Consider the following 23,738-nt stretch of genomic DNA (forward strand, 5'->3'; position numbering starts at 1 on the left):
CAAGTGGAACCCCAACCGGGGCATTCCCTACTCCGCACCCCGGCGCTTTCAGCGCCAGGCACTTTTACTACGTTACCCGCTCGTTTCCACCCTGTCAAACCGATATTTCGCGGTTCGTCATGCTTCAGCGAGATTGCGGATACTCTTACTGCTTCGAGTCCACGATGACGCGCGTCGTTTCCGACGTTCGTTTCTGTCGTGGGAAGCCGCAGACCGGCCGATCGCCGCTTCGCGGCTCTCCGCCCGGCTCCTGCCGGCTTCAGAACTCTACCCGGTCGGCTTCGCGTTCGCAACCCCGTATCCGGAGTGTTCCGCACCGCCCGATCCTCAGTCTCGCTCGGCGTTCCCGCCACGAGCCTGGTGCCCGTTCTCGGCCGGTTTGTCCGGCCTCCCCCGTGCAGAGAGAAAGTTACGCGGCCGGCCCGGAGAAGGCAAATCAGGGTTCATCACTGGTTCGGGCGAGGTGCGCGGCAGGCTCCTCGGTGCGGCCGAGGACGCGGACCGCCTCGACGTGCCAGAGTGTCAGTCATGGATGAGTCCGGGCACGGTGCCAGGGTGGTCGCCGAGGAGGCACTGCTCGGCCTCATCGGGCCGTTCTGGCAGGTGGTGATCGGTGCGGTGGTGCTGGTCGTACTCGTGCTCTCGGTGGGACGACTGGCCCGCCGGGGCCGGTCCCGGATGACCACGGCGCTGCTGGTCACCGCGGCGGCCATCGCCGGGTTCGCGGTGATCGGCGTCCTGCTGGAGGGCTGAGGCTCAGAGCCGGCGGTTGGCGAGGCTGGGCAGCTCGGCGCGGATCGCGTCGAGCCGGTCGAGGTCCAGGTCGACGACGGAAACTCCCGGCCCATCCGGCACCTGGCCGATGACCGTCCCCCACGGGTCGACCACCATGCTGCGCCCGAAGCAGGTGCGACCCGGCTCGTGGTCGCCGGTCTGGCCGGCCGCCGCCACGAAACACTGGTTCTCGATCGCCCTGGCCCGCAACAGAACCTCCCAGTGGTCGCGGCCGGTGTGCATCATGAATGCCGCCGGAACCACCAGCAGCTGCGCGCCACCATCGGACGCGAGCCGCCGGTACAGCTCCGGGAAGCGCAGGTCGTAACAGATCGACAGGCCGACCCTCAGCCCTTCGACGTCGACCACCACCGGCTGGACCCCGGGCGCGACACTCGCCGACTCCCGGTACGAGACCCGACCGGGGATCTCCACGTCGTACAGGTGGATCTTGCGGTAGCTCGCGGCCAGGCTGCCGGAACGGTCGAAGACCAGCGACGTGTTCCAGGTGTGCTCCGGGTCCGGGCCGGCCTCGTGGAACGAGCCGGCCACCAGCCAGATTCCGAGCCGGCGGGCGACCCCGGCGAAGAAGCTGCCAACCTCCCCGTCGACCGGCTCCGGTTCAGGCAGCCCCGCGGCGGGCCCCAGGTAGTCGACGTACTCGGGGAGGACGGCGAGGTCGGCGCCGCCGGCGGCAGCGCGCTCCAGCAGGGCCTCCGCGGCCGCCAGATTGGCCTTACGGTCGTCCCGGGCGTTCAGCTGGCAGACGGCGACACGCATGTGCAAAGGGTACGGCTGGAAGACCGCTCACGGACAGGGTCACAACCCGGCCGGCGCGAGTGGTCAGCGGCCGGCGCCCGAACGCGATCACGCCGGCCGTCCCAGAACTCGACGGCCGGCGTGATGCGGGGAGGATCAGGCGGACTTCTCTTCGCGATCGCGGCGGGCACGCCGGCCGGTGAACTCGCGCGGCACGATCGTCGGGTTGACGTTCTCCAGGACGACCTCGCGGGTGATCAGCACGCGGGCGGCGTCCGGGTTGCTCGGCACCTCGTACATCGCGGAGAGCAGGACCTCCTCGATGATCGCCCGCAGGCCACGGGCACCAGTGCCCCGCAGCATCGCCTGATCGGCGATGGCTTCCAGCGCCGCCTCGTCGAACTCCAACTCGACGCCGTCCAGCTCGAACAGGCGCTGGTACTGCCGCACCAGGGCGTTGCGCGGCTCGGTGAGGATCCGCACGAGGGCGCTGCGGTCCAGGCTGCGCACGTTGGTGATCACCGGCAGCCGGCCGACGAACTCGGGGATCAGCCCGAACTTGAGCATGTCCTCCGGCATGACCTGGCTGAAGATGTCGTCGGTCGACCGCTCGGACACCGACCGGAGCCGGGCGCCGAAGCCCGTGCCACCCTGCCCGGTGCGGGACTCGATGATCTGGTCGAGGCCGGCGAACGCGCCACCGCAGATGAACAGCACGTTGGTGGTGTCGATCTGGATGAACTCCTGGTGCGGGTGCTTACGGCCGCCCTGCGGCGGCACGTTGGCCACCGTGCCCTCAAGCATCTTGAGCAGTGCCTGCTGCACACCCTCGCCGGAGACGTCCCGGGTGATCGAGGGATTTTCCGACTTGCGGGCGATCTTGTCGACCTCGTCGATGTAGATGATCCCGGTCTCGGCGCGCTTGATGTCGTAGTCGGCGGCCTGGATCAGCTTGAGGAGGATGTTCTCCACGTCCTCGCCGACGTAGCCCGCCTCGGTCAGCGCTGTCGCGTCGGCGATGGCGAACGGAACGTTCAACATCCGGGCCAGGGTCTGCGCCAGGTGGGTCTTGCCGCACCCCGTCGGACCGAGCAGCAGGATGTTGGACTTGGCCAGCTCGACGGCGTCACTGCCGGAGCCCGGCGCGCCAGCCGCCTCGGCCTGGATCCGCTTGTAGTGGTTGTAGACCGCGACGGCCAGTGCCTTCTTCGCCTGATCCTGACCCACGACGTAGGTGTCGAGGAACTGGCAGATCTCCATCGGCTTGGGAAGCTCTTCCCACTTCACCTCGCCGGACTCGGCCAGCTCCTCTTCGATGATCTCGTTACAGAGATCGATGCACTCGTCGCAGATGTAGACCCCTGGGCCCGCGATGAGCTTCTTGACCTGCTTCTGCGACTTGCCGCAGAAGGAGCATTTCAGTAGGTCGCCGCCGTCACCGATCCGTGCCACCTACGTTCTCCCTGCACTCATCGGCCGGAGACCCGGCCCTGACCTGCGGACGTTGCGCTCCGCCCGGCTTCGTTCGCGCCGCCGGGCCAACCGGCGAAGCGGTACGGACCCGACGTTACCCGCTGGCGGGGCATTCTCCGACCCCCAAAACGGGTGTGTCAGAGGTCGGCCGGGAACGAAGCCCCGGCCAACCTCTGACCCGATGCTGCTCAGCGAGCGGCGTTGGCCGCCAGCAGACCCTTCTTGCGACTGGTCAGGATCGTGTCGACCAGCCCGTACTCCTTGGACTCCTCGGCCGTCATGATCTTGTCACGGTCGATGTCCTTGCGAACCTGCTCGATCGGGCGGTTGCAGTGGCGGGACAGCATGTCCTCCAGCTGCGTACGCATCCGCAGGATCTCCCGGGCCTGGATCTCGATGTCCGAGCCCTGCCCGTAGCCGCCCTCGGTGGCCGGCTGGTGGATGATGATCCGCGAGTTCGGCAGGGCCATCCGCTTACCCGGAGTGCCCGCCGAGAGCAGCACCGCCGCCGCGCTCGCCGCCTGCCCGAGGCAGACCGTCGAGATGTCCGGACGGACGTACTGCATGGTGTCGTAGATCGCCGTCATGGCGGTGAACGACCCACCCGGCGAGTTGATGTACATGATGATGTCGCGGTCCGGGTCGGTGCCCTCGAGCGTCAGCAGCTGGGCCATCACGTCGTTCGCCGACGCGTCGTCCACCTGGACGCCGAGGAAGATGATCCGGTCCTCGAAGAGCTTGTTGTACGGGTTCGACTCCTTGACCCCGTACGACGTGCGCTCAACGAACGACGGCAGCACGTAGCGGTTGTGCACGGCCGCGAACTGGGGCGGCAGGCTCAGATCGGTCATCGTCAGCTCCTCAGCTCAGGGTCCCGGCGCCATCCGGAACCTGTGCGGCCCCGATGATCACCTTGTCGATGAAGCCGTAGTCCATGGCCTCCTGGGCGGTGAACCAACGGTCCCGGTCCGAGTCGGCCTCGATCTGCGACTGGCTCTGGCCGGTGTGGTGTGCGACCCGCTCCTGGAACATCCGCTTCGTGTAGAGCATCTGCTCCGCCTGGATGGCGATGTCGGACGCCGTGCCGCCCAGACCACCGGACGGCTGGTGCATCATGATCCGTGCGTGGGGCAGGGCGTACCGCTTGCCCTTGGTGCCCGCGCAGAGCAGCAGCTGGCCCATCGAGGCAGCCATGCCCATCGCCACGGTCGACACGTCGTTGTCGATGAACTGCATGGTGTCGTAGATCGCCATGCCGGAGTAGACCGAGCCACCCGGCGAGTTGATCCACAGGTTGATGTCGCGGTCCGGGTCCTCCGCGGCGAGCAGCAGCAGCTGCGCGCAGATGCGGTTGGCGACCTGGTCGGTCACCTCACTGCCCAGGAAGATGATGCGTTCCTTGAGCAACCGGTTGTAGACCGAGTCGTCGAGGTTGCCAATGGAGTCGCCACCGCGCGCGTCAATCGCCCGGAGCGACTTCTTGGGGATGTGCATGTCGGTCATGGCAGCCCTTCGCTCTCCGTACCGTCTTTCCCGACACTAACCGCTGTGCGGGGCGGCAGAGTCCCGGTCGGGGCAGTGTTCGCTCTCAGCGCAGCTGTGTCGGGCGTACCCCAGAAAGGGAAACGGCCGCCGTCTGCCGCTGAGCGGCGGACGGCGGCCGCGACCCGACGATCAGTGTTCGTGGTTGTGCTCCGCCTCGTTGGCGGCGCGCAGCGCGTCGAGGGTGATCCCGTTGCCGGCCGAGTCCTTGATCGTGATCCGCTCCATGACAGCCGCGAGCGCCTTGCCCCGCCGCACGTCGCCGAAGACCGCGGCGGCCGCGCCGGAGCGCACCAGCTGGTCGTAGTACTGCTGCGGGGCCATCCCGGCACGCTGCGCCCGGTGCACGATCTCGTGCCCGAACTCGTCGTCGGAGACCTGCACGTCCTCCGCGTCGGCCAGCGTGTCCAGCAGGAGCTGGACCTTGACGCCCTCGGTCGCCGCCTCGGTCAGCTCGGCGTCGATCTGCTCCTCGGTCTTGTCCTCGGCCGCGAGGTACTCCTCCATCGAGGCGCCGATGCGCTCCAGCTGGTCGATCATCGCCTGCTTGCGGCTCGCGACCTCCTCGCGGACGACACCCTCCGGGGCCGGGATATCGGCGGCCTCGACCAGCTGGGCCAGGGCCTTGTCCCGGGCGGCGTAGATCTGCTCGACCTGCTTGCCCTGGGTGACCCGCGCCCGCAGGTCGCCGCGCAGCTCCTCGATCGTGTCGAACTCGCTGGCCATCTGGGCGAACTCGTCGTTCAGCTCGGGCAGCTCCTTCTCCTTGACCGTGCGCACGGTCACCGCCACGTCGGCGTCGCGACCGGCGAAGTCGCCGCCGACCAGCTGGGTGGTGAAGGTGGTGTCCTCGCCGGCGGCCAGGCCGACGACTGCCTCGTCCAGGCCCGGCAGGAGCTGCTTGCTGCCCACCTCGTGGGAGATGTTGCTCGCCTGACCGCCCGGCACGTCCTCGCCGTCGACGGTGGCGTTCAGGTCGATCTGGACGTAGTCACCCTCGGCGGCGGCCCGCTCGACGGTCTTGAGGGTCGCGAAACGCTCCCGCAGGTTCTTCACCTGCTCGTCGATCTCGCTCTCGTCGATCTGCAGCTCGTCGACGGTCACCTCGATGGTGCTCGCGTCCGGGATGGTGATCTCCGGACGGACGTCGACCTCGGCCGTGAAGTTCAGCGAGTCACCGTCGTTGAACTCGGTGATCTCGACCTCCGGGCGCCCCAGCGTCTTCAGGTCGTGCTCGCGCACCGCGGCGAGGATGTTCTCCGGGATGGCCTCCTGGACCGCCTCGTTGAGGACGGTGCCCCGGCCCACCCGCTGGTCGATCACCGCGGTCGGCACCTTGCCCCGGCGGAAGCCCGGAACCTGGACCTGCGAACCGATCTCCCGGTACGCCTTCTTGAGGCTCGGCTCGAGCTCGACGAACGGCACCTCGATGGCGAGCCGCACGCGCGTCGGGCTCAGAGTCTCGACGGTGCTCTTCACAGGCGTACTCCTTGACGGATCTCAGTTGAGTCTGGGCGTGATTCAGCCCATCGAGTGTAGGCGAGCCGGCCTGACGCTCCGGCATCGCCCGGGGACCGCACTGGGCGGCACCCGGGGCGGCCCGGCCGCGGACGACAGTCGGGGTGGCGGGATTTGAACCCACGGCCCCTCGCTCCCAAAGCGAGTGCGCTACCAAGCTGCGCCACACCCCGTGGCGACGTGCAGTCTATGCCGTCGCCACGCCTCAGGTGGTGCCGGGGCGTCCCCCACCCGGACACATCGCCTGAAAACAGCCATTCCGCCCACCCGGGCGCCGCCACGATCCGCTGGGCGATCCAAGATCCGCACAACATCACTGATGTAGTGGTCTCCTCGCACGGCAAGGCCGCTACATCCCGGATGTTGTGCGGATCTTGGAGGCGTCGTGCCGCGGCGTGGAGGCGTGGCGCCGGCGGGTCGGGACGCCACGGCATCGCGGGCCGGTGGCGCGGTTACGGGCCGGCACCGGCATTGGGTACGCTATGGGCGCGTTCCGTTCCGACGGACGCACGCGGGCGTAGCTCAATGGTAGAGCTTCAGTCTTCCAAACTGACTACGCGGGTTCGATTCCCGTCGCCCGCTCCACCACCTCCAACCCAGGTCAGAGGCCGCCGCAAGGGCACCTCGACCGTGAGCGGGACGCGGCGCAGCGCGCACGGGTCACCGGGGCGGCGGAGAGACACGGCAAGGCCCAGGTGGACCGCTGGCTCGCGGCACCTGGACCCACTCGGCGAGGCCGAGGTGCCGTGTCACTTCAGGTGGAACCTCTCGTCGACGGCGAGCGCCGCCAACTGCGGTACGGAGAACGGCAGCTTCGTCAACGCGGGTCGGCTCTCGTCTAGCCGTACGCCCTGCGCCACGAAGACCACCACGCCGTCCGGATGCCGGTACGCCGACCACTGGTCCAGCCGGTCGTCGTCGGTCGGTCGGACCACCACGCCGACCCGCGCCGCGCCAACGGTCTCGACCTGACACTCGCCCCGCATGCCCCAGAACTTCTGGGCCAGGTCGCACGGCTCGGTCGGCAGCGGATTGCCGGCGTCGTACACCTCGACGACAACGCGACCGGTGCTGTTGCCCTGCGCGACGGCCACCGAAGTGGAGAAGCTCCACACGTCGGCGCCGTCCACCCTGGCCTCGAACTGCGCCTGGTGGGTCCGCAGCGTCCGCTGCTCGGCGGAGTGACCCGGTGGATCGTCGGGCGTGGTGAAACCGGCGGGCACGACAGCGACAGCCTCGCTGAGCAGGTGCGCTCCCTGGTCGTGCTTGGAGCCGGCCCGAGCGGTCCGGTCCTCCTGCGGTTGACCGTTCGGCCCGGTCGGCCACGGCTCCTTGGTGTCCGGAGCAACCAGTGGCCCACGGCCCGCCGGCTCGTAGACGTGGCCGCCGGGACTGGCGACGGCCGCGAAGCCGCTGACCGCCAGCACGACAGCCGCCGCGCCGAGCGACGCCCACACCACGCGCCGGCGGACGTGCGCCCGTCGTACCGCGCCGAGCGCGGCCGTCGTACTCAATGGTGGTGGCGGGGTGATGCCCGCCATCTCGCTGCGCAGCCCCTCGCGGAACTCTTCCTCGTTCATCGCTCCCCCATCTCGATCCCGCTGTAGGTGGGTGACAGGAGGCCGCGCAACGTGTCGAGCCCGCGTGCCGCCTGGCTCTTCACCGTCCCTGGAGAACACTCCAGCAGAGCCGCGACGTCCTCGATCGGCAGGTCCTCCCAGTACCGAAGAACCAGCACGGCCCGCTGCCGCGGTGCCACCCGGGCCAGCGCCTGGAGCAGCACCAGCCGGCTCTCCGGCGAGTCGGACGGGGCCACCTGCTCGGTGTCCTCGCCGCCCACCCGTTCCCGAAGCCACCAACCACGGCGGCGCTCGTCGAGGAACGTCCGGACCAGGATCTGACGCACGTAGCTGTCGAGCACCTCGTGCCGGGAGATCCGGTTCCAGACCCGGTAGAGCTTGACGAACGTGGTCTGGACCAGGTCTTCGGCCCGGTGCCAGTCGCCGCACAGCAGGTACGCGGTGCCGCGCATGGCCCCGGACCGTGCCGCGAAGTACTCGGCGAACGCCTCGTCGCGGTCGCTCATTCAGGCCTCCGATCCCCGTTTCGAGATAGTCACGCGGGGTCCGGCTCGGAGGGTTGCTCCGAAACTCCCGCAGATGTCACAGGGATCAACGCCGAACGACGTCCGAGGGCTACAAGCGTGGCCGACAGCGTCGATGAAGCTGATTACGACGTTCCGGCGTAGCTCCGGCCGGCACGGGTGATCGACCCCGCGACATCGTCGGCCCTGGATTTGCTGCTCGCGTAGGTCCAGATGTTCTGGATCATCGCCGACTTGTGCGTATGGGCCGGCCGCTCAGTGAACAGCAGGTGTTCAAGCTCCGGCGACGGCCCCTGCTCCGCCTGACCTGATTGATCGCGAGCACGTTCCGTGAGCTTTGCCCCGGCGAGTACAGGCCACCCCATCTCTTGACAGTTGTCGATCTGTGCACTGGTGTAAGGACCACGCACATCTCCGTCCGTCACAGGAGGGCACATGATCGTCCGACGACGGTGGACAGCTGCCGCCACCACAGCGATCCTGATCAGCGCGGTGCTGTCCCATCCCGGTTCCGCAGCGGCGGCACCCGCCGCCCCGGCCAGCCCGATCACCCTGACCGCCACCGAGACCGCCCTGGTCCGGGTCCAGCTCCGCGATCAGGCCCAACTGGACCGGCTCGTCGCCACCGGCGCGGACCTGGCCAACCGACCCCGCGCCCGCGACGGGCGGATCCTCGCCGACCTGGTGCTCACCGGTACGCAGCTCGCCGAACTGACCGCGCAGGGCGCGACCGCCGTGCAGATCGTGCAGCGCGCCGGGGACGGCACCCGGAACTACGCCGACAGCGTCCGCGCGGCTCAGGCCCGCACCGCCGCCGGGCTGCGCGCTCCGGCCGCCGGCCAACGGACCACCGCCGCCGCGGCGGTGGACACCCTTCAGGTGCAGCAGGCGTACTGGTGGACCACCGGTGGGCAGACCTTCCTGCAGGCCCAGGTGGCCACCACCGCCACCGACGACCCGGACGTGGAGATCACGGTCAGCTGGCGGACGGCGGACGGCGCCACCGGGTCGTTCCCGCTGTACCGGTTCGAGGACTCGGGCGAGTACCAGTACCACTACAACCTTCCCCAGCCGGTGCCGAACCGGCCGGTCCAGTTGACCGCCACCTCCAGCCTCGGCGGGGTCAGCCGGGTGGTCACGCCGGCGCTCTGGCCGAACGCCTCCCCGCCCCCGCTGCCGGCCGGCTACCAGAAGGACTTCATCGACGCGTACCTCACGCCGATCGACATCCAGGCGCGGATCAAGCGCCTGGCCCGCCAGTACCGGGACCTCGTCGACGTGATCGACCTGCCGAACAGGACCCAGGGGTACCGACGCAACGCCGCCGGCTACCTGGGCGACCCGGCGGTGGCCGCCGTGGTGGTCGAGTCGGTCCGCTTCGGCGACCAGAACATGAACGGCGTACAGGTGCGGACGGTCGACCCGGGCCGGGCGAACCGCCCACTGACCGTCAACTACCGCGACCGTGTCCTCACCGTCTCGCTGGCCACCGACACCGCGGGCAAGACGGTGAGCACCACCGACGAGGTAGCGGCGGCGATCAACGCCCGCCAGCCGGAGCGGTTCCGGGCCACCGTCGAGGACGGCTCGGCCGGGCTGCCGATGCCCGTCGCCGGCCCCACCCGACTCGACGACGGCCTCCAGGGCACCGAGGTGCCCGCCCGGCCGTGGACGGTGCAGGCGCTGCGCCTCGGCGTACACCGGGACGGCTCCCGGGTCGGGGTGCTCGCGTACTCCCAGGAACACGCCCGGGAGTGGGCCACCCCACTGGTGACGCTGGAGTTCGCCGAGCGGATGCTGGCCAACGCCCGCACCGACCCGGCCACCCGTGAACTGCTGGAACAGGTCGACATCTTCGTCATCCCGACGGTGAACCCGGACGGCGCGAACTACTCGTTCAACGACTTCAACTTCCAGCGCAAGAACCTGGTCAACCACTGCACCGGGGCGGCCCGCGACCCGAAGAATCGCACCTCGTGGGGCGTCGACATCAACCGCAACTACACCGTCGGGTCGTACTTCGACGGGTACGTGGGCGCCAGCGCCAACTGCCTGTCCGGCAACTACGCGGGCACCGCCGAGCTGTCCGAGGCGGAGAGCGGCAACGTGATCGCGCTCGCCAAGGACCACCCGAACATCAAGTTCGCGATGAACGTGCACTCCTACGGCGGGTACTTCATGTGGCCGCCCGGGGCGTACCGGGCCGACGGGCGGATCACCCTGCCCCGACCGTCGATCGACGAGTCGACGCTGTTCCTCAACAGCGCCCGGCGGATCGTCGGCGCCATCGCACAGGAGCGCGGCACCGTGACCTGGCCGTCGCAGACCGGACCGGTCGCCGACGTGCTCTACTCCGCCGCCGGCAACTCGGCCGACCAGCTCTACTACGAGCTGGGCATCTTCGCCTGGGACTTCGAGGTCGGCAACGACCGGTGGAACCCGGCGACCAACCAGTGGGAGGGCGTCGGCTTCCAGCCGCCGTTCGACGAGGCGCACGGCGAATCCCAGGAGTACGCCGGCGGGCTGGTGGAGATGGTCCGGGTGGCCCGCGACTACGCCGCCGCCGAATCCGCCGGCTGATCCCTCAGCGGTGCCGTGCCCGCACCGGGGCGCGGCACCGCCGGCCGGATCTCACCCCCCTCGAAGCAGGTCGGAGCGGCCGGCCACGGATGAACCGCGACCGGCCGGGTAAGCAGCGACCTTGCCTGGTGGGGAGACGACCGGGTGCACGGGTGGGCGGGCATCGACCGGCCCGCCCGTGCACGCTCCGGATCAGTTCGAGGAGATCCAGTTCCAGGCCGAAACGACCCACTCGGTCTGCTGGAGCCACGCCACCCCCAGGCCGGCGAGGAAGACCGCCGTCGCCAGGTGGGCACCCCGGGCGCTGCGCCGGACCCGGCCCAGCTGCCGCTCCAGCACCACCCTGCCGACCAGCCGGGACAGGGCGAACAGGCCGACCGCCACCAGCAGGCTGAGCACCAACACCAGCAGCGGGCCGCTCAGGTCACCCTGGCCGGACAGCGCCCAGATCCCCCAACACACGAACGCGAACAGGCCGGCCGCCGCGCTCCACTCACCGCCGCGCCGCAGTTGCGCCATTCGCGAGCTCAGCGAGCGGCGCGGCACCGGCCCGTCGGGCCAGCCCGTGCCGGTCGGCTCCTCGGCGACCACCGGAAACGGCTCCGTCCGCGGGGTGCGCGGCTGACCCACCGGGGCGACCCCCCGACGGAACCCGTCGCGCTGCGGCGGCACCCCGACGCCGGCCTGCGGTGGCACCTCCACGGTCCGCTCCGCCCACGGCTGCGTCTGGTCTGCCATCTCGTCCTCCCCCTGACCGACGGCAACGACACCGCCTGGATTCGAGGGTAGCCAGCCGGCAAATCGGTCGCCGACCCCGGCCGGGACGCGCAGCCCACGACGGTGCCGGATCACACCGGGCAGGGTACGGTCGGTTGATGGGTGACCCCGACCGACGACGGCGACGGCTGCGCCACCCCGCCGACGCCGAGACGGCCAGACCGGGTGCCGACGGCCCGACGGCCAGCACCGCGGGCGTGCACGACGGTGACGACCCGCCCGCGCGGCGCAGGGGCGCGGGCGGCGACGAGCGCGACGGCGAGCGAGGGTTGCGCGGGTTGGTCGGTTCCGGCTCGTCCCAGGTGGGGCTGAGCGCCGCGCTACGGGCCCGGGACGCGGCCCGCCCCAACGACGACGACCTGGCCGAGGCGGAGGCCCGGGTGGTGGTGGTCCGCCGCAACTGGGTGCCCCGCGAGGAGCTGCCCCGCTCGCCGCGCTGAGCGCCGCCCGGTCAGGGCAGGTCGGGCAGCTTGCGGGTCTGCTCGTACTCGGCCACCTGGGCGATCCGGCGAGCGTGCCGCTCGTTGCCGGAGAACGGCGTGTTCAGGAACGCCTCGACGATGGCGGTCGCCTCGTCCAGCGTGTGCTGGCGGGCACCGACGGCGACCACGTTCGCGTCGTTGTGCTGGCGGGCCAGCTGAGCGGTCTCGACGCTCCAGGCCAGCGCGGCGCGGACGCCGGCGATCTTGTTCGCGGCGATCTGCTCACCGTTGCCGGAGCCACCGATGACCACTCCGAGGCCCGTCTCGTCGGCCACCACCTGGTCGCCGGTGTGCAGGCAGAACGTGGGGTAGTCGTCGTCCGGATCGTAGGCGTGCGGGCCGACGTCGACCACGTCGTAGCCCTGCATGGCCAGGTGGTTGGCCAGGTGCACCTTCAACTCGAAACCGGCGTGATCGGATCCCAGGTAGACGCGCATACCGGGAAGTCTGTCAGGCCGCGCCCGGGGACGTCACAGGGGCGTCCCCGGGCGCGGGTTCGTCACACGGTCGTGGGGACGGCGCTCAGCGCGGCAGCTCGGCGACGACCAGACCGCCGCGCGCCTTCGGGGTGAACCAGGTGCTCTTGCGGGGCATCTTCTCCCTGGCCAGGTTGACGGCGACGAAATCCGCCACGGTCACCGGGGCGATCAGGATGGCCAACTCGGCCCGCCCGGCGTCGACCTCACCGGTGAGCCAGCTCGCCGGGTAGTCACCACCGACGTAGGTGATCCGCTTGTCGCCCGGGTCCAGACCGAGCGCGTCGCGCAGCACCAGACGCTCGACCAGGGCGTGGTCCAGGTTCTCCAGGCGGGCGGAGGCCGTGGCGGGCAGGCGCACCGCGTACCCCTGTCCGTCGAGGCGGAGGTGCACGGTGCCGCCGGCCTCCGGGACCTCGACCGGGCCGTCGATCGGCTCGACCTCGGCGCCCGCGGCCCGCAGCCGGTCGAGCAGCTCGGCGGGGGTGGTGGTCAGCTCGCTGACCAGCCGGTTGTACGGCTGGATGGCCACCGACGCGGGAGTGGTGACCACGGCCAGGAAGCGCGGCAGCCCTCCGGTCTGGGCGGCCAGGCTGCGGTGGTTGCCGTCCGCGACGACCAGGTCGCCGCCACCGGCGAGAGCTGTCAACGTGGTCTGCTCCGGGCCGGGGCCGAGCAGCCAGATCGCGTGCGTGCGCCCCGCCTGGTCGGTGTCCGTCGCGGCGGGCACACCGGCCGCGGCGGTCGCCGCCGCGAGCGCCGCGTGCAGCTCATCGCCACGCCCGGTCTGCAGCAGGAGTACGGGTGAGAGCAGGTGGCCCAGCGCGTCGGCCAGCGCCACCCGCTCGCGGACCTTGGCGATGAAGACGTCCTCGTTGCGGATGACCAGGCCCGGCTCGTCCGCCCGGGTGGAGATCTGGTCGGTGTCCACCATCGCGAACATCCCGTACGCCGGCTCCTCGCCGGGTGCGCTGATCCGGTAGAGCACCACCACCTGCTCGGCGGGGGTGTAACTGCCGTCGGCCTTGGCTTCGGCGAGGCGGGACACCGCGTCCGGCAGCGCGTCGAGGAACGACTTGCCCAGGCTCTGCGGGGCGCGATGCGGCATCTCGATGCCGAGAGCACTGTGCGGGTTCGACTCGATGATCGCGGTGATCTCCGCGTCGTCGGCGAACTCGTCGTAGTTCTGCGCGCCGGTGCCGCCAGTGGTGACCCAGGCCCGGGTGATCGGATGCACGACCGTCATACCCACTGACGCTACCGGCGACGGTGTCGCCGCCGACGGGGACCCGCAGGGCGTCCACCAGATGAAAGCGCCCGGTCGGTCAGCCGGCGCGGTCGGAGGTGCCCCGGCGGTGTCGACCCGCGCTCACCGGCCCGCCGTTGCCGCGTCGACCGCTCCCGATCGGCCCGGTGTTCACGGAGCGGCGGGGCGACGTGGGCGGCCCCGGCACGGGACGGTCCGGGGGCGGCGTCGGAACGGGCCTCGGGTTCAGCGGCGGTGTCGGCACCGGACGCGGCGGAGCCGGCGGCGGGGGCGGCGGAGCCGGCGGCGGGGGCGCGGGTTCGGCCGGCGCCGCCCCCGACGGCACCAGCGCCGGCACGTCGGCCGGGACGGCGTCGGCGGGCGACGGGAGTGGGTCGACCACCGCGGGCGGGGTGAGCCGGGAGGTCACCGGGACCCGCGCCACGCCCACCACGATGGGCGGCGCGAGCAGATCCACCAGGTGGGCGGGAAGATCCGGGCGGACTGTCGGCCAGCGGGAGTCGTCGACGGACCAGTAGTCCGCGCCGGGAGTTTCGATCACCCCCTGCCGGGTCGACTGTTCGTCACCGGACGCACGGTGCTTGGCCATCGGGAATGCCTCCACGAGCTGCGGCGTGCGGCCCTACGGGTCGCTGCGGCGGACACCGAGGGAAACGACGCCGCCCGCCTCCCGGTGACGCCACGACCGTCCGCCGACCTCGGCACCCGACCCGAAACGCCCCCGTCCACGCAGCTGACGCGGCACGGACGGGGGCGCGGTGGCCGTCGCTCAGTCGAAGATCGGGTCCTGCTCCCGGGTGCGCTTGAGCTCGTAGAAGCCCGGGGTGCCGGCGACCAGCAGCACGCCGTCCCAGAGCCGGCCGGCGGCCTCCCCCTTCGGAGCCGGGGTGATCACCGGGCCGAAGAACGCCACCGGAGCGCCGTCCGGGCCGGGCGCGTGCACGACCGGAGTACCCACGTCCTGTCCGACCGGGCGCATGCCCGCCTCGTGGCTGGACCGCAGCGCCTCGTCGTAGTCGGTGCTGTCGGCGGCCGCGGCCAGCGCCGGGTCCAGGCCGGCGTCGGTGAGCGCGGCCACGTACAGCTCGGTGTTCCGCTCCTGCTTCTGCAGGTGGATCCGGGTGCCGAGCGCGGTGTAGAGCGGGCGCAGCACCTCATTGCCGTGGCGCTGCTCGGCGGCGATGCAGACCCGCACCGGGCCCCACGCCGTCTTCAGGAACTCCTTGTACTCCTCGGGCAGCTCGTCGCGGCCGTCGTTGAGCACGGCGAGGCTCATCACGTGGAACCGGATATCCACATCCCGGACCTGCTCGACCTCGAGCAGCCAGCGTGAGGTGATCCATGCCCACGGGCAGGCCGGGTCGAACCACATGTCGGCGGTGACACGTTCGGTCACGGTGAGATCCCTTCACAACGGGTGGCGCCGGGAGTCGGCGTCTCAGAAGAATCTTCACCCCGCAGCACATCGACCGGCACCCGAATGAGAGCGTGACCTCGGCCACCGCGGGCTGCCCGTACATGGAAGACTCGAATCGGGCCGGCCGTCACGAGCGGTAGGCGAACGGGCGCCGCCGGGCGTACGGCGACACGTGGGATGGAGACGAACAGTGCCGGGAGTGCGCAACCTGACGCAGGTCGAGGCGACCGAGCGGGCACGCCTGCTCAACGTGACGGGGTACGACATCAGTCTGGACCTGTCCACCGCCGTGCTGGCGGCCGACGGCCGCACGTTCAGGTCGACGACCGAGGTCCGGTTCCGCTGCTCCGAACCGGGGGCGAGCACGTTCATCGAGTTGGCCGCCGAGTCGGTGCGGTCCGCGACGCTGAACGGCACGCCCGTCGACCTCTCCGACTGGTCCGCCGAGAAGGGCCTGACCCTGTCCGGTTTGGACAGCGACAACGTCCTGGTGGTCGACGCCGACTTCGGTTACTCCAACAGCGGTCAGGGTCTGCACCGGACGGTCGACCCGGTGGACGGCGAGACGTACCTCTACAGCCAGTTCGAGACGGCCGACGCGCAGCGGGTGTACGCCTGCTTCGACCAGCCCGACCTGAAGAGCGTCTACACCTGGCACGTCACGGTGCCGGCGCACTGGCGGGCGGTGTCCAACATGCCGGTGCAGCGCGAGGAGCCCGCGGGTGAGGCGCTCAAGACGCTGCACTTCGCCGAGTCGCCCCGGATGAGCACCTACATCACGGCGATGTGCGCCGGGCCGTACCACGAGGTGCGCGACGCCCACGACGGCATCGACCTGGGGGTGTTCTGCCGGGCGTCGATGGCGCGGTACCTGGACTCCGACGACCTGTTCCTGATCACCAAGCAGGGCTTCGACTTCTTCCACGAGAAGTTCGGGGTGCGCTACCCGCTGCCGAAGTACGACCAGCTCTGGGTGCCCGACTTCAACGCCGGCGCGATGGAGAACTTCGGCTGCGTGACGCACGCCGAGTCGCACTACCTGTTCCGCTCGCAGGTCACCGACTTCGAGTACGAGCAGCGGGCCAACACGATCCTGCACGAACTGGCCCACATGTGGTTCGGTGACCTGGTCACCATGCGCTGGTGGAACGACCTGTGGCTGAACGAGTCGTTCGCCGAGTGGGCCAGCCACTGGTGCAACACCAACGCGACCCGGTTCACCGAGGCGTGGACGACCTTCCTGTCCATCCGGAAGAACTGGGGCTACCGGCAGGACCAGCTCTCCTCCACCCACCCGGTCTACACCGAGATGCCGGACATGGAGGCCGTGGAGGTCAACTTCGACGGCATCACCTACGCCAAGGGCGCGAGCGTGCTCAAGCAGCTCGTCGCCTACGTGGGTGAGGAGCCGTTCGTGGCCGGGCTGCGGGCCTACTTCGGCAAGCACGCCTGGGGCAACGCCACCTTCGACGACCTGCTCACCGAGTTGGAGGCCGCATCCGGTCGGGAGCTGCGCAAGTTCGCCGCGCAGTGGTTGGAGACCGCGCAGGTCAACACGCTGCGGCCGGAGGTGACCATCGGGGCGGACGGCACGTACGAGCAGGTGCTGGTGCGACAGGAGGCGCCGGCGGCGTACCCGACGCTGCGTACGCACCGGATCGGCGTGGGCCTGTACGACCTGACCGACGGGCGGCTGGTCCGTCGGGAGCGGTACGAGGTGGACGTGACCGGCGAGCACACCGATCTCGCCCCGCTGCGCGGCGTCCGGGCGGCCGACGTGCTGCTGCTCAACGACGACGACCTCAGCTACACCAAGCTGCGCCTCGACGAGCGCTCGATGGCGACAGTGGTGCAGCACATCGGTGGCTTCGACTCGTCGCTGGCCCGCGCGCTCTGCTGGACCGCCGCGTGGGACATGATCCGCGACGCCGAGCTGTCCGCCCGTGACTACGTGGCGCTGACGCTGAGCGGGCTGCCCGCGGAGACCGACATCAACCTGGTCACCGCCACCCTGCGGCAGGCGACCACCGCGCTCACCCTGTACGCCGACCCGGCTTGGGCGCCCACCGGCTGGGCCGACCTGGCCCGTACCGCCCGCGACGCGCTCGCCGCCGCCGAGCCCGGCAGCGGGTTCCAGTTGGCCTGGGCCCGCGCGTTCACCTCGGCGGTCCGCTCCGAGGACGACCTGGCGACGCTGCGGGGTTGGTTGGACGGCACCGGCGTTCCGGCCGGGCTGACCGTCGACACCGAGCTGCGCTGGTCGGTCCTCGCCGCGCTGGTGGCCAACGGGGCCGCCGGCACCGCCGAGATCGAGGCGGAGCTGAGCGGCGACCGTACGGCCAGTGGTGAGCGGGAGGCCGCGTACGCGCACGCGTTGATCCCGACGGCGGAGAACAAGGCCGCCGTGTGGGCCCTGCTCACCGGCCCGGACGCGCTGCCCAACTGGCGGCACCGGGCACTGTTGCAGGGCTTCGCCCACCCGACGCAGGTGGAGCTGGTCGCCCCGTACCGGGAGCGCTACTTCGCGGCGGTCGGGCAGGTGTGGGCCACCCGGGACAGCGAGCCGGCGCAGGAGTTCGCCCAGTTGGCGTACCCCACCTACCTCGTGGCGGACGACACGGTGGCGGCCACCGACGCGTGGCTGGCCGGTGACGGGCACCCCGCCCCGCTGCGGCGGCTGGTGGCCGAGGGTCGCGACGGTGTGGTGCGGGCGTTGAAGGCCCGCGCGAAGGACGCCGCGCAGAGCTGACCGACGAGTACCCGGCCCGGGCCATTATGGTGGCGAGAGGAGGTGAACGTGATGGCGCAGCCGACCTACCAGTGGCAGCCCCCGGAGCGGGGCTGGCGCGAGCAGGACCTGTCCGACCTGCCGGAGAACGGAAACCGCTACGAGATCATCGACGGGAGCCTGCACGTGACACCACCGGCCGACGACGATCACCACGAACTGGCCGACCATATTCGGACGGCTTTGGGGGCTACGGCACCGGATGGGTGGCGCGTTATTCGTGAGATCGGGCTGGGGCTACCGTCGGGCAACCTGATTCCGGATGTAACCGTGCTGAAGCCAAACACCCCCCGTGGTGTGCGTTGGCATCAACCGGAGAGCGTCAGTCTCGTTGTCGAGGTGGAGTCGCCGACGAGCCGTCGCCACGATCGCTTCACCAAGCCCGCTCTCTACGCCGAGGCGGGCATCCCGCACTACTGGCGGGTCGAACGGGGCAACTTCGGCCCGGTGATCTACCGGTATCGGCTTGGCGAGGGCGAACACTACGACCTGTTGGGCACCCTCGGCCCGGACAACCCGGTGAACGTGGACGAGCCGTGGTCGATGAAGCTGGACCCGTCCGCCTGGCCTCGCTGACACGACGAAGCCCCGGCCCGCTGCGAGCTGGCCGGGGCTTCGTCGTACGAGTGGGTCAGCCCTTGCCGGCGTGGCTGGCGAGCTGGTCGAGGCCGTTGATGATGCCGCCGGCCAGGTCGCCGCCGCTGAACGCGCCGACCATGGAGAGCGCGGCCAGCTTCGCGTACGTGTCGGGGATGCGCTTTCGGGCGTACCGCCCGGTGACGATCTCCAGCTGCCGCTGGTTGGGCGACACGGCGATCAGCACCGACTTGTCGGGCTCGGCGAGCTGACGGTGCAGCCGCTGGGCGTGCTCGCGGATCGGCTCGTCGAGACCGCCGACGAAGACCGAGAACACCAGGCCGCTGCCCTTGTCGGCCAGGCGCAACGCCTCGTCGATGCGCAGCAACTGGCGGGTCGAGAACGGCCCGTCCAGCACCTCGGGCGGATTTACCGACCCGGCCTGCTTCTCACCAACGGTCACTTGCGCCTCCGGTTCCACCGGCCGGCGCCTCGACGCTGGCCTGCTCAAGCTTGTGGCTGGTCAGCGCGGGCGCCTGCGCCCCCGCCGTCAGCGCGGTGCCGGCCGAGTCGGCCAGCTGCTCCGGCCGGCCCAGGAACCAGACCGGAGTGAAGTCGAAGGGCCGGCCCGGACGGTAGCGCTTGGCGCCACCGCCACCGCCGGTGGCACCCCCACGGCTACCGGCGTACGACAGGCCGGCGATGACCAGGACCGCGGCCAACGGGATGCCGACGAAGACCAGCAACGTCTCGGTAACAGACAATCCCAACGCCCCCAGGCGGAAGAAGGACGACCTTGAACAACCGGGTCGGATGGACGATCATGCTGCCGACCGCCCGACTCCGTCGCCATTCACGTTAGCGGAGTCGACGGCCCGCCAGATTGCGGGGTGCCGATCCCATCCGTCACTGGAGTTCTCCAGTTGCGCAGCGGTGGCGATAAGCCGCGCGTCGTCGCCGTACCGGCCGGTGAGCAGCACCCCGACGGGCAGTCCGTCGGTGGTGGTGCCCAGCGGGAGGGAGACGGAGGGATCGCCGGTGACGTTGAAAATGGCGCAGTAGGGCGAGAACCGGCGTTGCCGGTCGAAGTCGGCGGCCGGGTCCGCGTCGGCGCTGAACCAACCGACGGGCGCCTGCGGGGTGGCCAGGGTGGGGCAGAGGAGCAGGTCGCAGCCGGCGGTGCGGCGGGCACCGAGGCGGACCTGCGCCTGCAGCTCCCCGAGGGTGGCGGCCAGGGTGCCGGCGGAGAGCTCGGCACCCCGGGCCCGGAGCAGCCGGGTCAACGGCAGCAGCTCCGCCTCCCGCTGTGGCGGCACCGGGGCCAACGCCAGCACGTACCAGAGGATCTCGAACAGTGGCCACGCCGCCGGCCCGAGCGGCGGCGGCACCTCGACCACCTCGTGGCCGGCCGCCGTGAGCAACGCGGCGGCCCGGTCCACGGCGGCCACGCAGTCGGGGTGCACCGGCTCGTCGGCGAGCATCGGCGTGGTGAACCGGCCGATCCGCAGCGGGCCGGGCTCGGCCCGGCGCGCGACGGCCAGGTAGCCGCCGGGCGGCGCGACCGGCGGCAGGTAGGGCTCGCCGGGGACCGGGACGGCCATGACGTCGAGCAGCGCGGCGACGTCGGTGACCGTCCGCCCGAGCGGACCGCTGATGGGCAGGCCGAACGCGCCGGAGCCGACCGGCCCGCCGGAGACGAGGCCCCGACTGGGCTTGTAGCCGACCAGGCCGCAGAGCGACGCCGGGATGCGCAGCGACCCGCCGCCGTCGGACCCCTGGGCGACCGGGACCAGCCCGGCCGCTACCGCCGCCGCCGCGCCGCCACTGGACCCACCCGCCGTGTACGCCAACTGCCACGGGTTGCGGGCCGGCGGCGCGACCCGGCCCTCCGAGTAGAGCGAACAGCCCAGCTCGGAGGTGGTCGTCTTGCCCAGGCTGACCAGACCGGCGGCCTTGATGAACCGGACCACGTCGGCGTCGACCGGCGGGACGAAGTCGAAGAAGGCGGCCGAACCGAAGGTGGTGCGGACGCCGGCGGTGAGCGTCAGGTCCTTGATCGCGGTCGGTACGCCGTGCAGCGGGCCGCGCTCCCCGGTCGGCACCGCGTCGGCGGCCCGTGCGGCCTGCCGGGCGAGATCCGGGGTGACGGTGACGAACGCGCCCACCGTGTCGCCGAGCGCCGCCACCCGGCTCAGGCAGTGCTCGACCAGGTCGACGCTGGACAGCTCGCCGCGCGCGATGGCGGCGGCCTGCTCCAACGCGGTCAGGTCGTGCGGTTCGGCCATGCCCTCATCCTGCCCGCTGGGAGCGACTGTCGACGGGCCGACACGGCGTCCTACCGTCAGTCCAGCGTGCCCGCCGGCGCCACCCATTCACTGCGAGGCCCACCGACGTCACTGATCAGGTCGAAATCGCGGTCGTAGTGCAGGACGGTCGCGGAGTATTCGGCAGCAGCCGCCGCGACCAGGACGTCGACGGGGCTGGCCGCCCGGTGATGGCCGCGAGTTGTCAGCGCCAGCTGCAGGTCCTGTGCGCGGGTGGCAACGGCCAGGGTGATCGGAAGGTCGATCATCAGCTCCGCACGGAGTGCGCGCATCGTCATGGCGTCCCGGAAGTTTCGGGCGCTCCGACCGTTCTCGAGATCGAGCGGCACACAGGTCGCGGCGAGCCGCTCCTCGAGGATCGTGGTGATTCGCTTGCCTACGATCGGCTGGCGTCGGCGACTCCATGCCGATGTGTCGATGAGGTAGAGCCCCGCCGGCAGGATCACGCAGCGTCCTGCTCGCCGCGCGGTGTCTTGTCGTCCTCAAGCAGGCCGGTCCAGTCCTGGTCGACCGAGAGCAGTTCCCGGATGGCCTTCACACGCTCACTCCGCTCGGCGACCAGGCGTAGCGCGGCGTGGATGGTGTCCTTCTTGCTCTTGGTGCCCAACTCGCGGCGGGCCCTGTCGAGCAGCTCATCATCAAGATCGATAACAGTCTTCATGCGTGCAGTATATCCGCGAGGGTCGTCTTTATATATCAGACTCGCCGAGGAAGCGCAGGGCGTTTGCGGACAGGAGCTTGGCACGCTGGGCGTCGGTGAGGAAGTCGGCCGCGTGCACCACCGCGCCGACCGGCCGCTCACCCAGCGGGTACGGGTAGTCGCTGCCGACCAGCACCCGGTCCTCCCCCATGGTGTCCACCAACAGCCGCAGCGCGGGCGGCGTGAAGACCACCGAGTCGACGCTGAACCGGTCGAGGTAGCTGCTGGGCGGGCCGGCGGACGCACCCCGGACCAGGTCGCCACGGCGGTGCCAGGCGTTGTCGGCGCGGCCGAGCCAGAACGGGAAACTGCCGCCGCCGTGCGCGAAGCAGATCCGCAGCGTCCGCGGCACCCGGTCGAAGACACCCCCGAGGATCATCGCCAGCACCGACAAGTGCGTCTCGGCGGGCATCCCGGTGAGCCACCGGGCCATCCAACGGTCCAGTCGCGGCCCGCCCGGCATGTCCCACGGGTGGACGAAGACGGGTGCGCCCACCTCGGCGCAGTGCTGCAGGAAGGTGACCACACCGGCGTCGTCCAGGTCCCGGTCGCCGACGTGGTTGCCGATCTCCACGCCCACGTGCCCGGCGGCGAGGCTGCGGTCCAGCTCGGCGCAGGCGGCGTCCGGGTCCTGCAACGGCACCTGGCAGAACGGCACCAGCCGGTCACCGCCGGCCGCGGTGACCTCCAGGGTCAGGTCGTTGAAGATCCGGGCGACCTTGACCGCCTGGTCGGCCGGGCGGTCGTAGCTGAAGAAGACCGGGGTGGGCGAGACCACCTGCACGGCCACGCCGTCGGCGTCCATGTCGGCCAGTCGCGTCGAGGCGTCCCAGCACTCGGCGCCGACCGGGCGGAACTCCGTCTCCCCCACCATGATCATGGCGGCCCGTTCGGAGTCGACCCGCAACCACGGCCAGTCGGACCCGCCGCACGCCGCGCCGAGGTCCGGCCACCCCTTCGGTACGACGTGCGTGTGCACGTCGACAACGGCTGCGGGCATCAGCCCTTGCCCGGGTGCAGGGTGCCGCAGTTGGCGCAGGTGCGCGCCGCCTCGTCGGCGTAGAACGCCTGGAACACCGGGGGCAGGTCGGCGGCGATGTCGCGGACCTGCAGCTCCACCTCGTGCACCTTGTTGCCGCACTCCGGGCAGTACCACTGGAACGTCTCCAGCGTGCCCTCCTCGCGGACCCGCTCGACGACCACGCCGATCGAGCCGGCCTCCGGGCGCTGCGGCGAGTGCGGGGTGTTGCGCGGCAACATCCACATCTGGCCCTCGCGCACGTGCACCGTACGCGGCCCCTCGGGAGTGACCAGGTTGATGTGCATGTTGCCCTTGACCTGGTAGAAGAACTCCTCGTACGGGTCCACGTGGAAGTCGGTGCGCTGATTCGGCCCGCCCACCACCATCACGATGAAGTCGTCACCGCCGGGGAACATCTCCTTGTTGCCCACCGGGGGCTTCAACAGGTGCTGGTTGTCGGCGATCCAGCCCGGAAAGCTGAACGGCTCGGCGATCTCACTCACGACTGACCTCCCGAGGGAAGAAGGGCCACGGCCTGGATTTCGATCAGCAGGTGCGGGTGCGGCAGCTGGTGCACCGCCACCGTGGTACGGGTCGGTCCGGAGGCGTCGAAGAACTCCGCCCACACCTCGTTGTAACCACCGAAGTCATTCATGTTGACCAGGTACGTCGTCACCTGGACGAGGTCGGTGAGGTCCGCGCCGACCGAGCGCAGCAGATCGCCGATGTTCTCGATCACGGCCCGCGTCTGCACCCGGATGTCAAGGTCGGTCGTGCCGAACTCGTCCACCGAGACGCCCGCGAAGGTGTTGTCCGGCCGCCGGGACGACGTACCGGAGACGAAGACGAACCCACCCGCCACCTTGACGTGCGGAAACGCCCCCCGAGGAACCGCCTTCCCGGCAACGACCCGCGCACCGTCGACACTCATGACAACCCACCCCCGGGGACCGCCGTGCGGACCGCGACCAGGTCCGGGGTTCCGGGCAGCCCGACCGGCGCAGGGATCAAGCCTGACCGCCCGGAGCCGGCCGGGCTGCCCGGAAACCCCCCACAGCGATGACCGCCCAGAGATCGGTAGACCGGGGTCGGAAACCCCCAGCGGTGACCACCGACGAGCCGAGATCGGACGAACGCGCGACGAAGCCTGGGCGAGCGTC

At 70.6% G+C, this 23,738-nt stretch carries 25 protein-coding genes and 2 tRNA genes; 6 read left to right on the plus strand and 21 right to left on the minus strand.

Features of this window, described 5'->3' with window-relative positions:
- The first annotated feature begins 528 nt into the window (after positions 1-528).
- Positions 529-753, plus strand: a complete 225-nt coding sequence (locus tag QCZ28_RS33230; RefSeq protein WP_030333540.1) for a hypothetical protein — start codon at positions 529-531, stop codon at positions 751-753.
- Positions 754-756: 3 nt separating this feature from the next.
- On the opposite strand, the gene QCZ28_RS33235 is transcribed toward QCZ28_RS33230, so the two are convergent.
- The 6 genes from QCZ28_RS33235 to QCZ28_RS33260 all read right to left on the minus strand — a co-directional run bounded on the left by QCZ28_RS33235 (position 757) and on the right by QCZ28_RS33260 (position 6,239).
- Positions 757-1,554: a carbon-nitrogen hydrolase family protein gene (locus QCZ28_RS33235; protein WP_279520330.1), complete on the minus strand. Its 798-nt coding sequence runs from the start codon at positions 1,552-1,554 to the stop codon at positions 757-759.
- 135 nt (positions 1,555-1,689) lie between these two features.
- Positions 1,690-2,985, minus strand: a complete 1,296-nt coding sequence (gene clpX, locus QCZ28_RS33240; protein ID WP_130403784.1) for an ATP-dependent Clp protease ATP-binding subunit ClpX — start codon at positions 2,983-2,985, stop codon at positions 1,690-1,692.
- 209 nt (positions 2,986-3,194) lie between these two features.
- On the minus strand, positions 3,195-3,857 hold the full coding sequence (locus QCZ28_RS33245) for an ATP-dependent Clp protease proteolytic subunit (protein ID WP_030333536.1): 663 nt from the start codon (positions 3,855-3,857) through the stop codon (positions 3,195-3,197).
- A 10-nt stretch (positions 3,858-3,867) separates the two neighbouring features.
- The gene (locus QCZ28_RS33250) at positions 3,868-4,509 is read right to left on the minus strand and encodes an ATP-dependent Clp protease proteolytic subunit (RefSeq protein ID WP_007464111.1); all 642 of its coding nucleotides are present in this window, start codon (positions 4,507-4,509) and stop codon (positions 3,868-3,870) included.
- A 171-nt stretch (positions 4,510-4,680) separates the two neighbouring features.
- Positions 4,681-6,027: a trigger factor gene (gene tig, locus QCZ28_RS33255; RefSeq protein WP_279520331.1), complete on the minus strand. Its 1,347-nt coding sequence runs from the start codon at positions 6,025-6,027 to the stop codon at positions 4,681-4,683.
- A gap of 138 nt (positions 6,028-6,165) precedes the next feature.
- Positions 6,166-6,239 (minus strand) — tRNA-Pro (locus QCZ28_RS33260).
- Positions 6,240-6,577: 338 nt separating this feature from the next.
- Here QCZ28_RS33260 and QCZ28_RS33265 point away from each other — a divergent pair.
- A tRNA-Gly gene (locus QCZ28_RS33265) sits at positions 6,578-6,651 on the plus strand.
- 164 nt (positions 6,652-6,815) lie between these two features.
- Here QCZ28_RS33265 and QCZ28_RS33270 read toward each other — a convergent pair.
- Positions 6,816-7,646 (minus strand): hypothetical protein, encoded by an 831-nt coding sequence (locus QCZ28_RS33270; protein ID WP_279520332.1) that lies wholly within the window; start codon positions 7,644-7,646, stop codon positions 6,816-6,818.
- A complete protein-coding gene (locus tag QCZ28_RS33275; RefSeq protein WP_279520333.1) occupies positions 7,643-8,152 on the minus strand; it encodes a SigE family RNA polymerase sigma factor in 510 nt (169 codons plus the stop codon). The genes QCZ28_RS33270 and QCZ28_RS33275 overlap by 4 nt, the downstream gene beginning before the upstream one ends.
- A 453-nt stretch (positions 8,153-8,605) precedes the next feature.
- Here QCZ28_RS33275 and QCZ28_RS33280 point away from each other — a divergent pair, with 453 nt between their 5' ends.
- Positions 8,606-10,750, plus strand: a complete 2,145-nt coding sequence (locus tag QCZ28_RS33280) for a M14 family zinc carboxypeptidase (protein ID WP_279520334.1) — start codon at positions 8,606-8,608, stop codon at positions 10,748-10,750.
- A 192-nt stretch (positions 10,751-10,942) separates the two neighbouring features.
- Here QCZ28_RS33280 and QCZ28_RS33285 read toward each other — a convergent pair whose 3' ends face one another.
- Complete coding sequence (locus QCZ28_RS33285) at positions 10,943-11,488, minus strand: hypothetical protein (protein WP_210866032.1); 546 nt, start codon at positions 11,486-11,488, stop codon at positions 10,943-10,945.
- A 137-nt stretch (positions 11,489-11,625) separates the two neighbouring features.
- On the opposite strand from QCZ28_RS33285, the gene QCZ28_RS33290 reads away from it, so the two are divergent.
- Positions 11,626-11,967, plus strand: a complete 342-nt coding sequence (locus QCZ28_RS33290) for a hypothetical protein (RefSeq protein ID WP_279520335.1) — start codon at positions 11,626-11,628, stop codon at positions 11,965-11,967.
- 11 nt (positions 11,968-11,978) lie between these two features.
- Here QCZ28_RS33290 and QCZ28_RS33295 read toward each other — a convergent pair whose 3' ends face one another.
- The 4 genes from QCZ28_RS33295 to QCZ28_RS33310 all read right to left on the minus strand — a co-directional run bounded on the left by QCZ28_RS33295 (position 11,979) and on the right by QCZ28_RS33310 (position 15,148).
- Complete coding sequence (locus QCZ28_RS33295; RefSeq protein ID WP_030333518.1) at positions 11,979-12,446, minus strand: ribose-5-phosphate isomerase; 468 nt, start codon at positions 12,444-12,446, stop codon at positions 11,979-11,981.
- A gap of 85 nt (positions 12,447-12,531) precedes the next feature.
- Positions 12,532-13,731 (minus strand): DUF1015 family protein, encoded by a 1,200-nt coding sequence (locus QCZ28_RS33300; RefSeq protein ID WP_279520336.1) that lies wholly within the window; start codon positions 13,729-13,731, stop codon positions 12,532-12,534.
- Between the two features lie 79 nt (positions 13,732-13,810).
- Positions 13,811-14,341 (minus strand): hypothetical protein, encoded by a 531-nt coding sequence (locus QCZ28_RS33305; protein ID WP_279520337.1) that lies wholly within the window; start codon positions 14,339-14,341, stop codon positions 13,811-13,813.
- Positions 14,342-14,521: 180 nt separating this feature from the next.
- Complete coding sequence (locus QCZ28_RS33310; protein ID WP_279520338.1) at positions 14,522-15,148, minus strand: DsbA family protein; 627 nt, start codon at positions 15,146-15,148, stop codon at positions 14,522-14,524.
- Positions 15,149-15,368: 220 nt separating this feature from the next.
- On the opposite strand from QCZ28_RS33310, the gene pepN reads away from it, so the two are divergent.
- On the plus strand, positions 15,369-17,918 hold the full coding sequence (pepN, locus tag QCZ28_RS33315) for an aminopeptidase N (protein WP_279520339.1): 2,550 nt from the start codon (positions 15,369-15,371) through the stop codon (positions 17,916-17,918).
- 51 nt (positions 17,919-17,969) lie between these two features.
- Positions 17,970-18,533 (plus strand): Uma2 family endonuclease, encoded by a 564-nt coding sequence (locus tag QCZ28_RS33320; protein ID WP_279520340.1) that lies wholly within the window; start codon positions 17,970-17,972, stop codon positions 18,531-18,533.
- A gap of 55 nt (positions 18,534-18,588) precedes the next feature.
- On the opposite strand, the gene QCZ28_RS33325 is transcribed toward QCZ28_RS33320, so the two are convergent.
- The 8 genes from QCZ28_RS33325 to QCZ28_RS33360 form a co-directional block, all read right to left on the minus strand.
- Entirely contained in the window at positions 18,589-18,996 is a 408-nt protein-coding gene (locus tag QCZ28_RS33325; RefSeq protein ID WP_279520341.1) for a DUF5130 family protein, read from the minus strand.
- Positions 18,983-19,279 (minus strand): hypothetical protein, encoded by a 297-nt coding sequence (locus QCZ28_RS33330; protein WP_112584149.1) that lies wholly within the window; start codon positions 19,277-19,279, stop codon positions 18,983-18,985. The genes QCZ28_RS33325 and QCZ28_RS33330 overlap by 14 nt, the downstream gene beginning before the upstream one ends.
- A 75-nt stretch (positions 19,280-19,354) precedes the next feature.
- Positions 19,355-20,818 (minus strand): amidase, encoded by a 1,464-nt coding sequence (locus tag QCZ28_RS33335; RefSeq protein ID WP_279520342.1) that lies wholly within the window; start codon positions 20,816-20,818, stop codon positions 19,355-19,357.
- 56 nt (positions 20,819-20,874) lie between these two features.
- Positions 20,875-21,303 (minus strand): PIN domain-containing protein, encoded by a 429-nt coding sequence (locus tag QCZ28_RS33340; RefSeq protein WP_279520343.1) that lies wholly within the window; start codon positions 21,301-21,303, stop codon positions 20,875-20,877.
- Positions 21,300-21,518: a type II toxin-antitoxin system VapB family antitoxin gene (locus QCZ28_RS33345; protein ID WP_279520344.1), complete on the minus strand. Its 219-nt coding sequence runs from the start codon at positions 21,516-21,518 to the stop codon at positions 21,300-21,302. Before QCZ28_RS33345 ends, QCZ28_RS33340 begins: the two co-directional genes overlap by 4 nt.
- A gap of 28 nt (positions 21,519-21,546) precedes the next feature.
- On the minus strand, positions 21,547-22,557 hold the full coding sequence (locus QCZ28_RS33350) for an amidohydrolase family protein (protein ID WP_279520345.1): 1,011 nt from the start codon (positions 22,555-22,557) through the stop codon (positions 21,547-21,549).
- Complete coding sequence (locus QCZ28_RS33355; protein ID WP_278141273.1) at positions 22,557-23,081, minus strand: 3-hydroxyanthranilate 3,4-dioxygenase; 525 nt, start codon at positions 23,079-23,081, stop codon at positions 22,557-22,559. The genes QCZ28_RS33350 and QCZ28_RS33355 overlap by 1 nt, the downstream gene beginning before the upstream one ends.
- Complete coding sequence (locus QCZ28_RS33360; RefSeq protein ID WP_279520346.1) at positions 23,078-23,509, minus strand: RidA family protein; 432 nt, start codon at positions 23,507-23,509, stop codon at positions 23,078-23,080. Before QCZ28_RS33360 ends, QCZ28_RS33355 begins: the two co-directional genes overlap by 4 nt.
- Positions 23,510-23,738: the final 229 nt, after the last annotated feature.

Source organism: Micromonospora sp. DH14 (genome assembly GCF_029809455.1).
In the GTDB taxonomy this organism is placed as follows: domain Bacteria; phylum Actinomycetota; class Actinomycetes; order Mycobacteriales; family Micromonosporaceae; genus Micromonospora; species Micromonospora parva.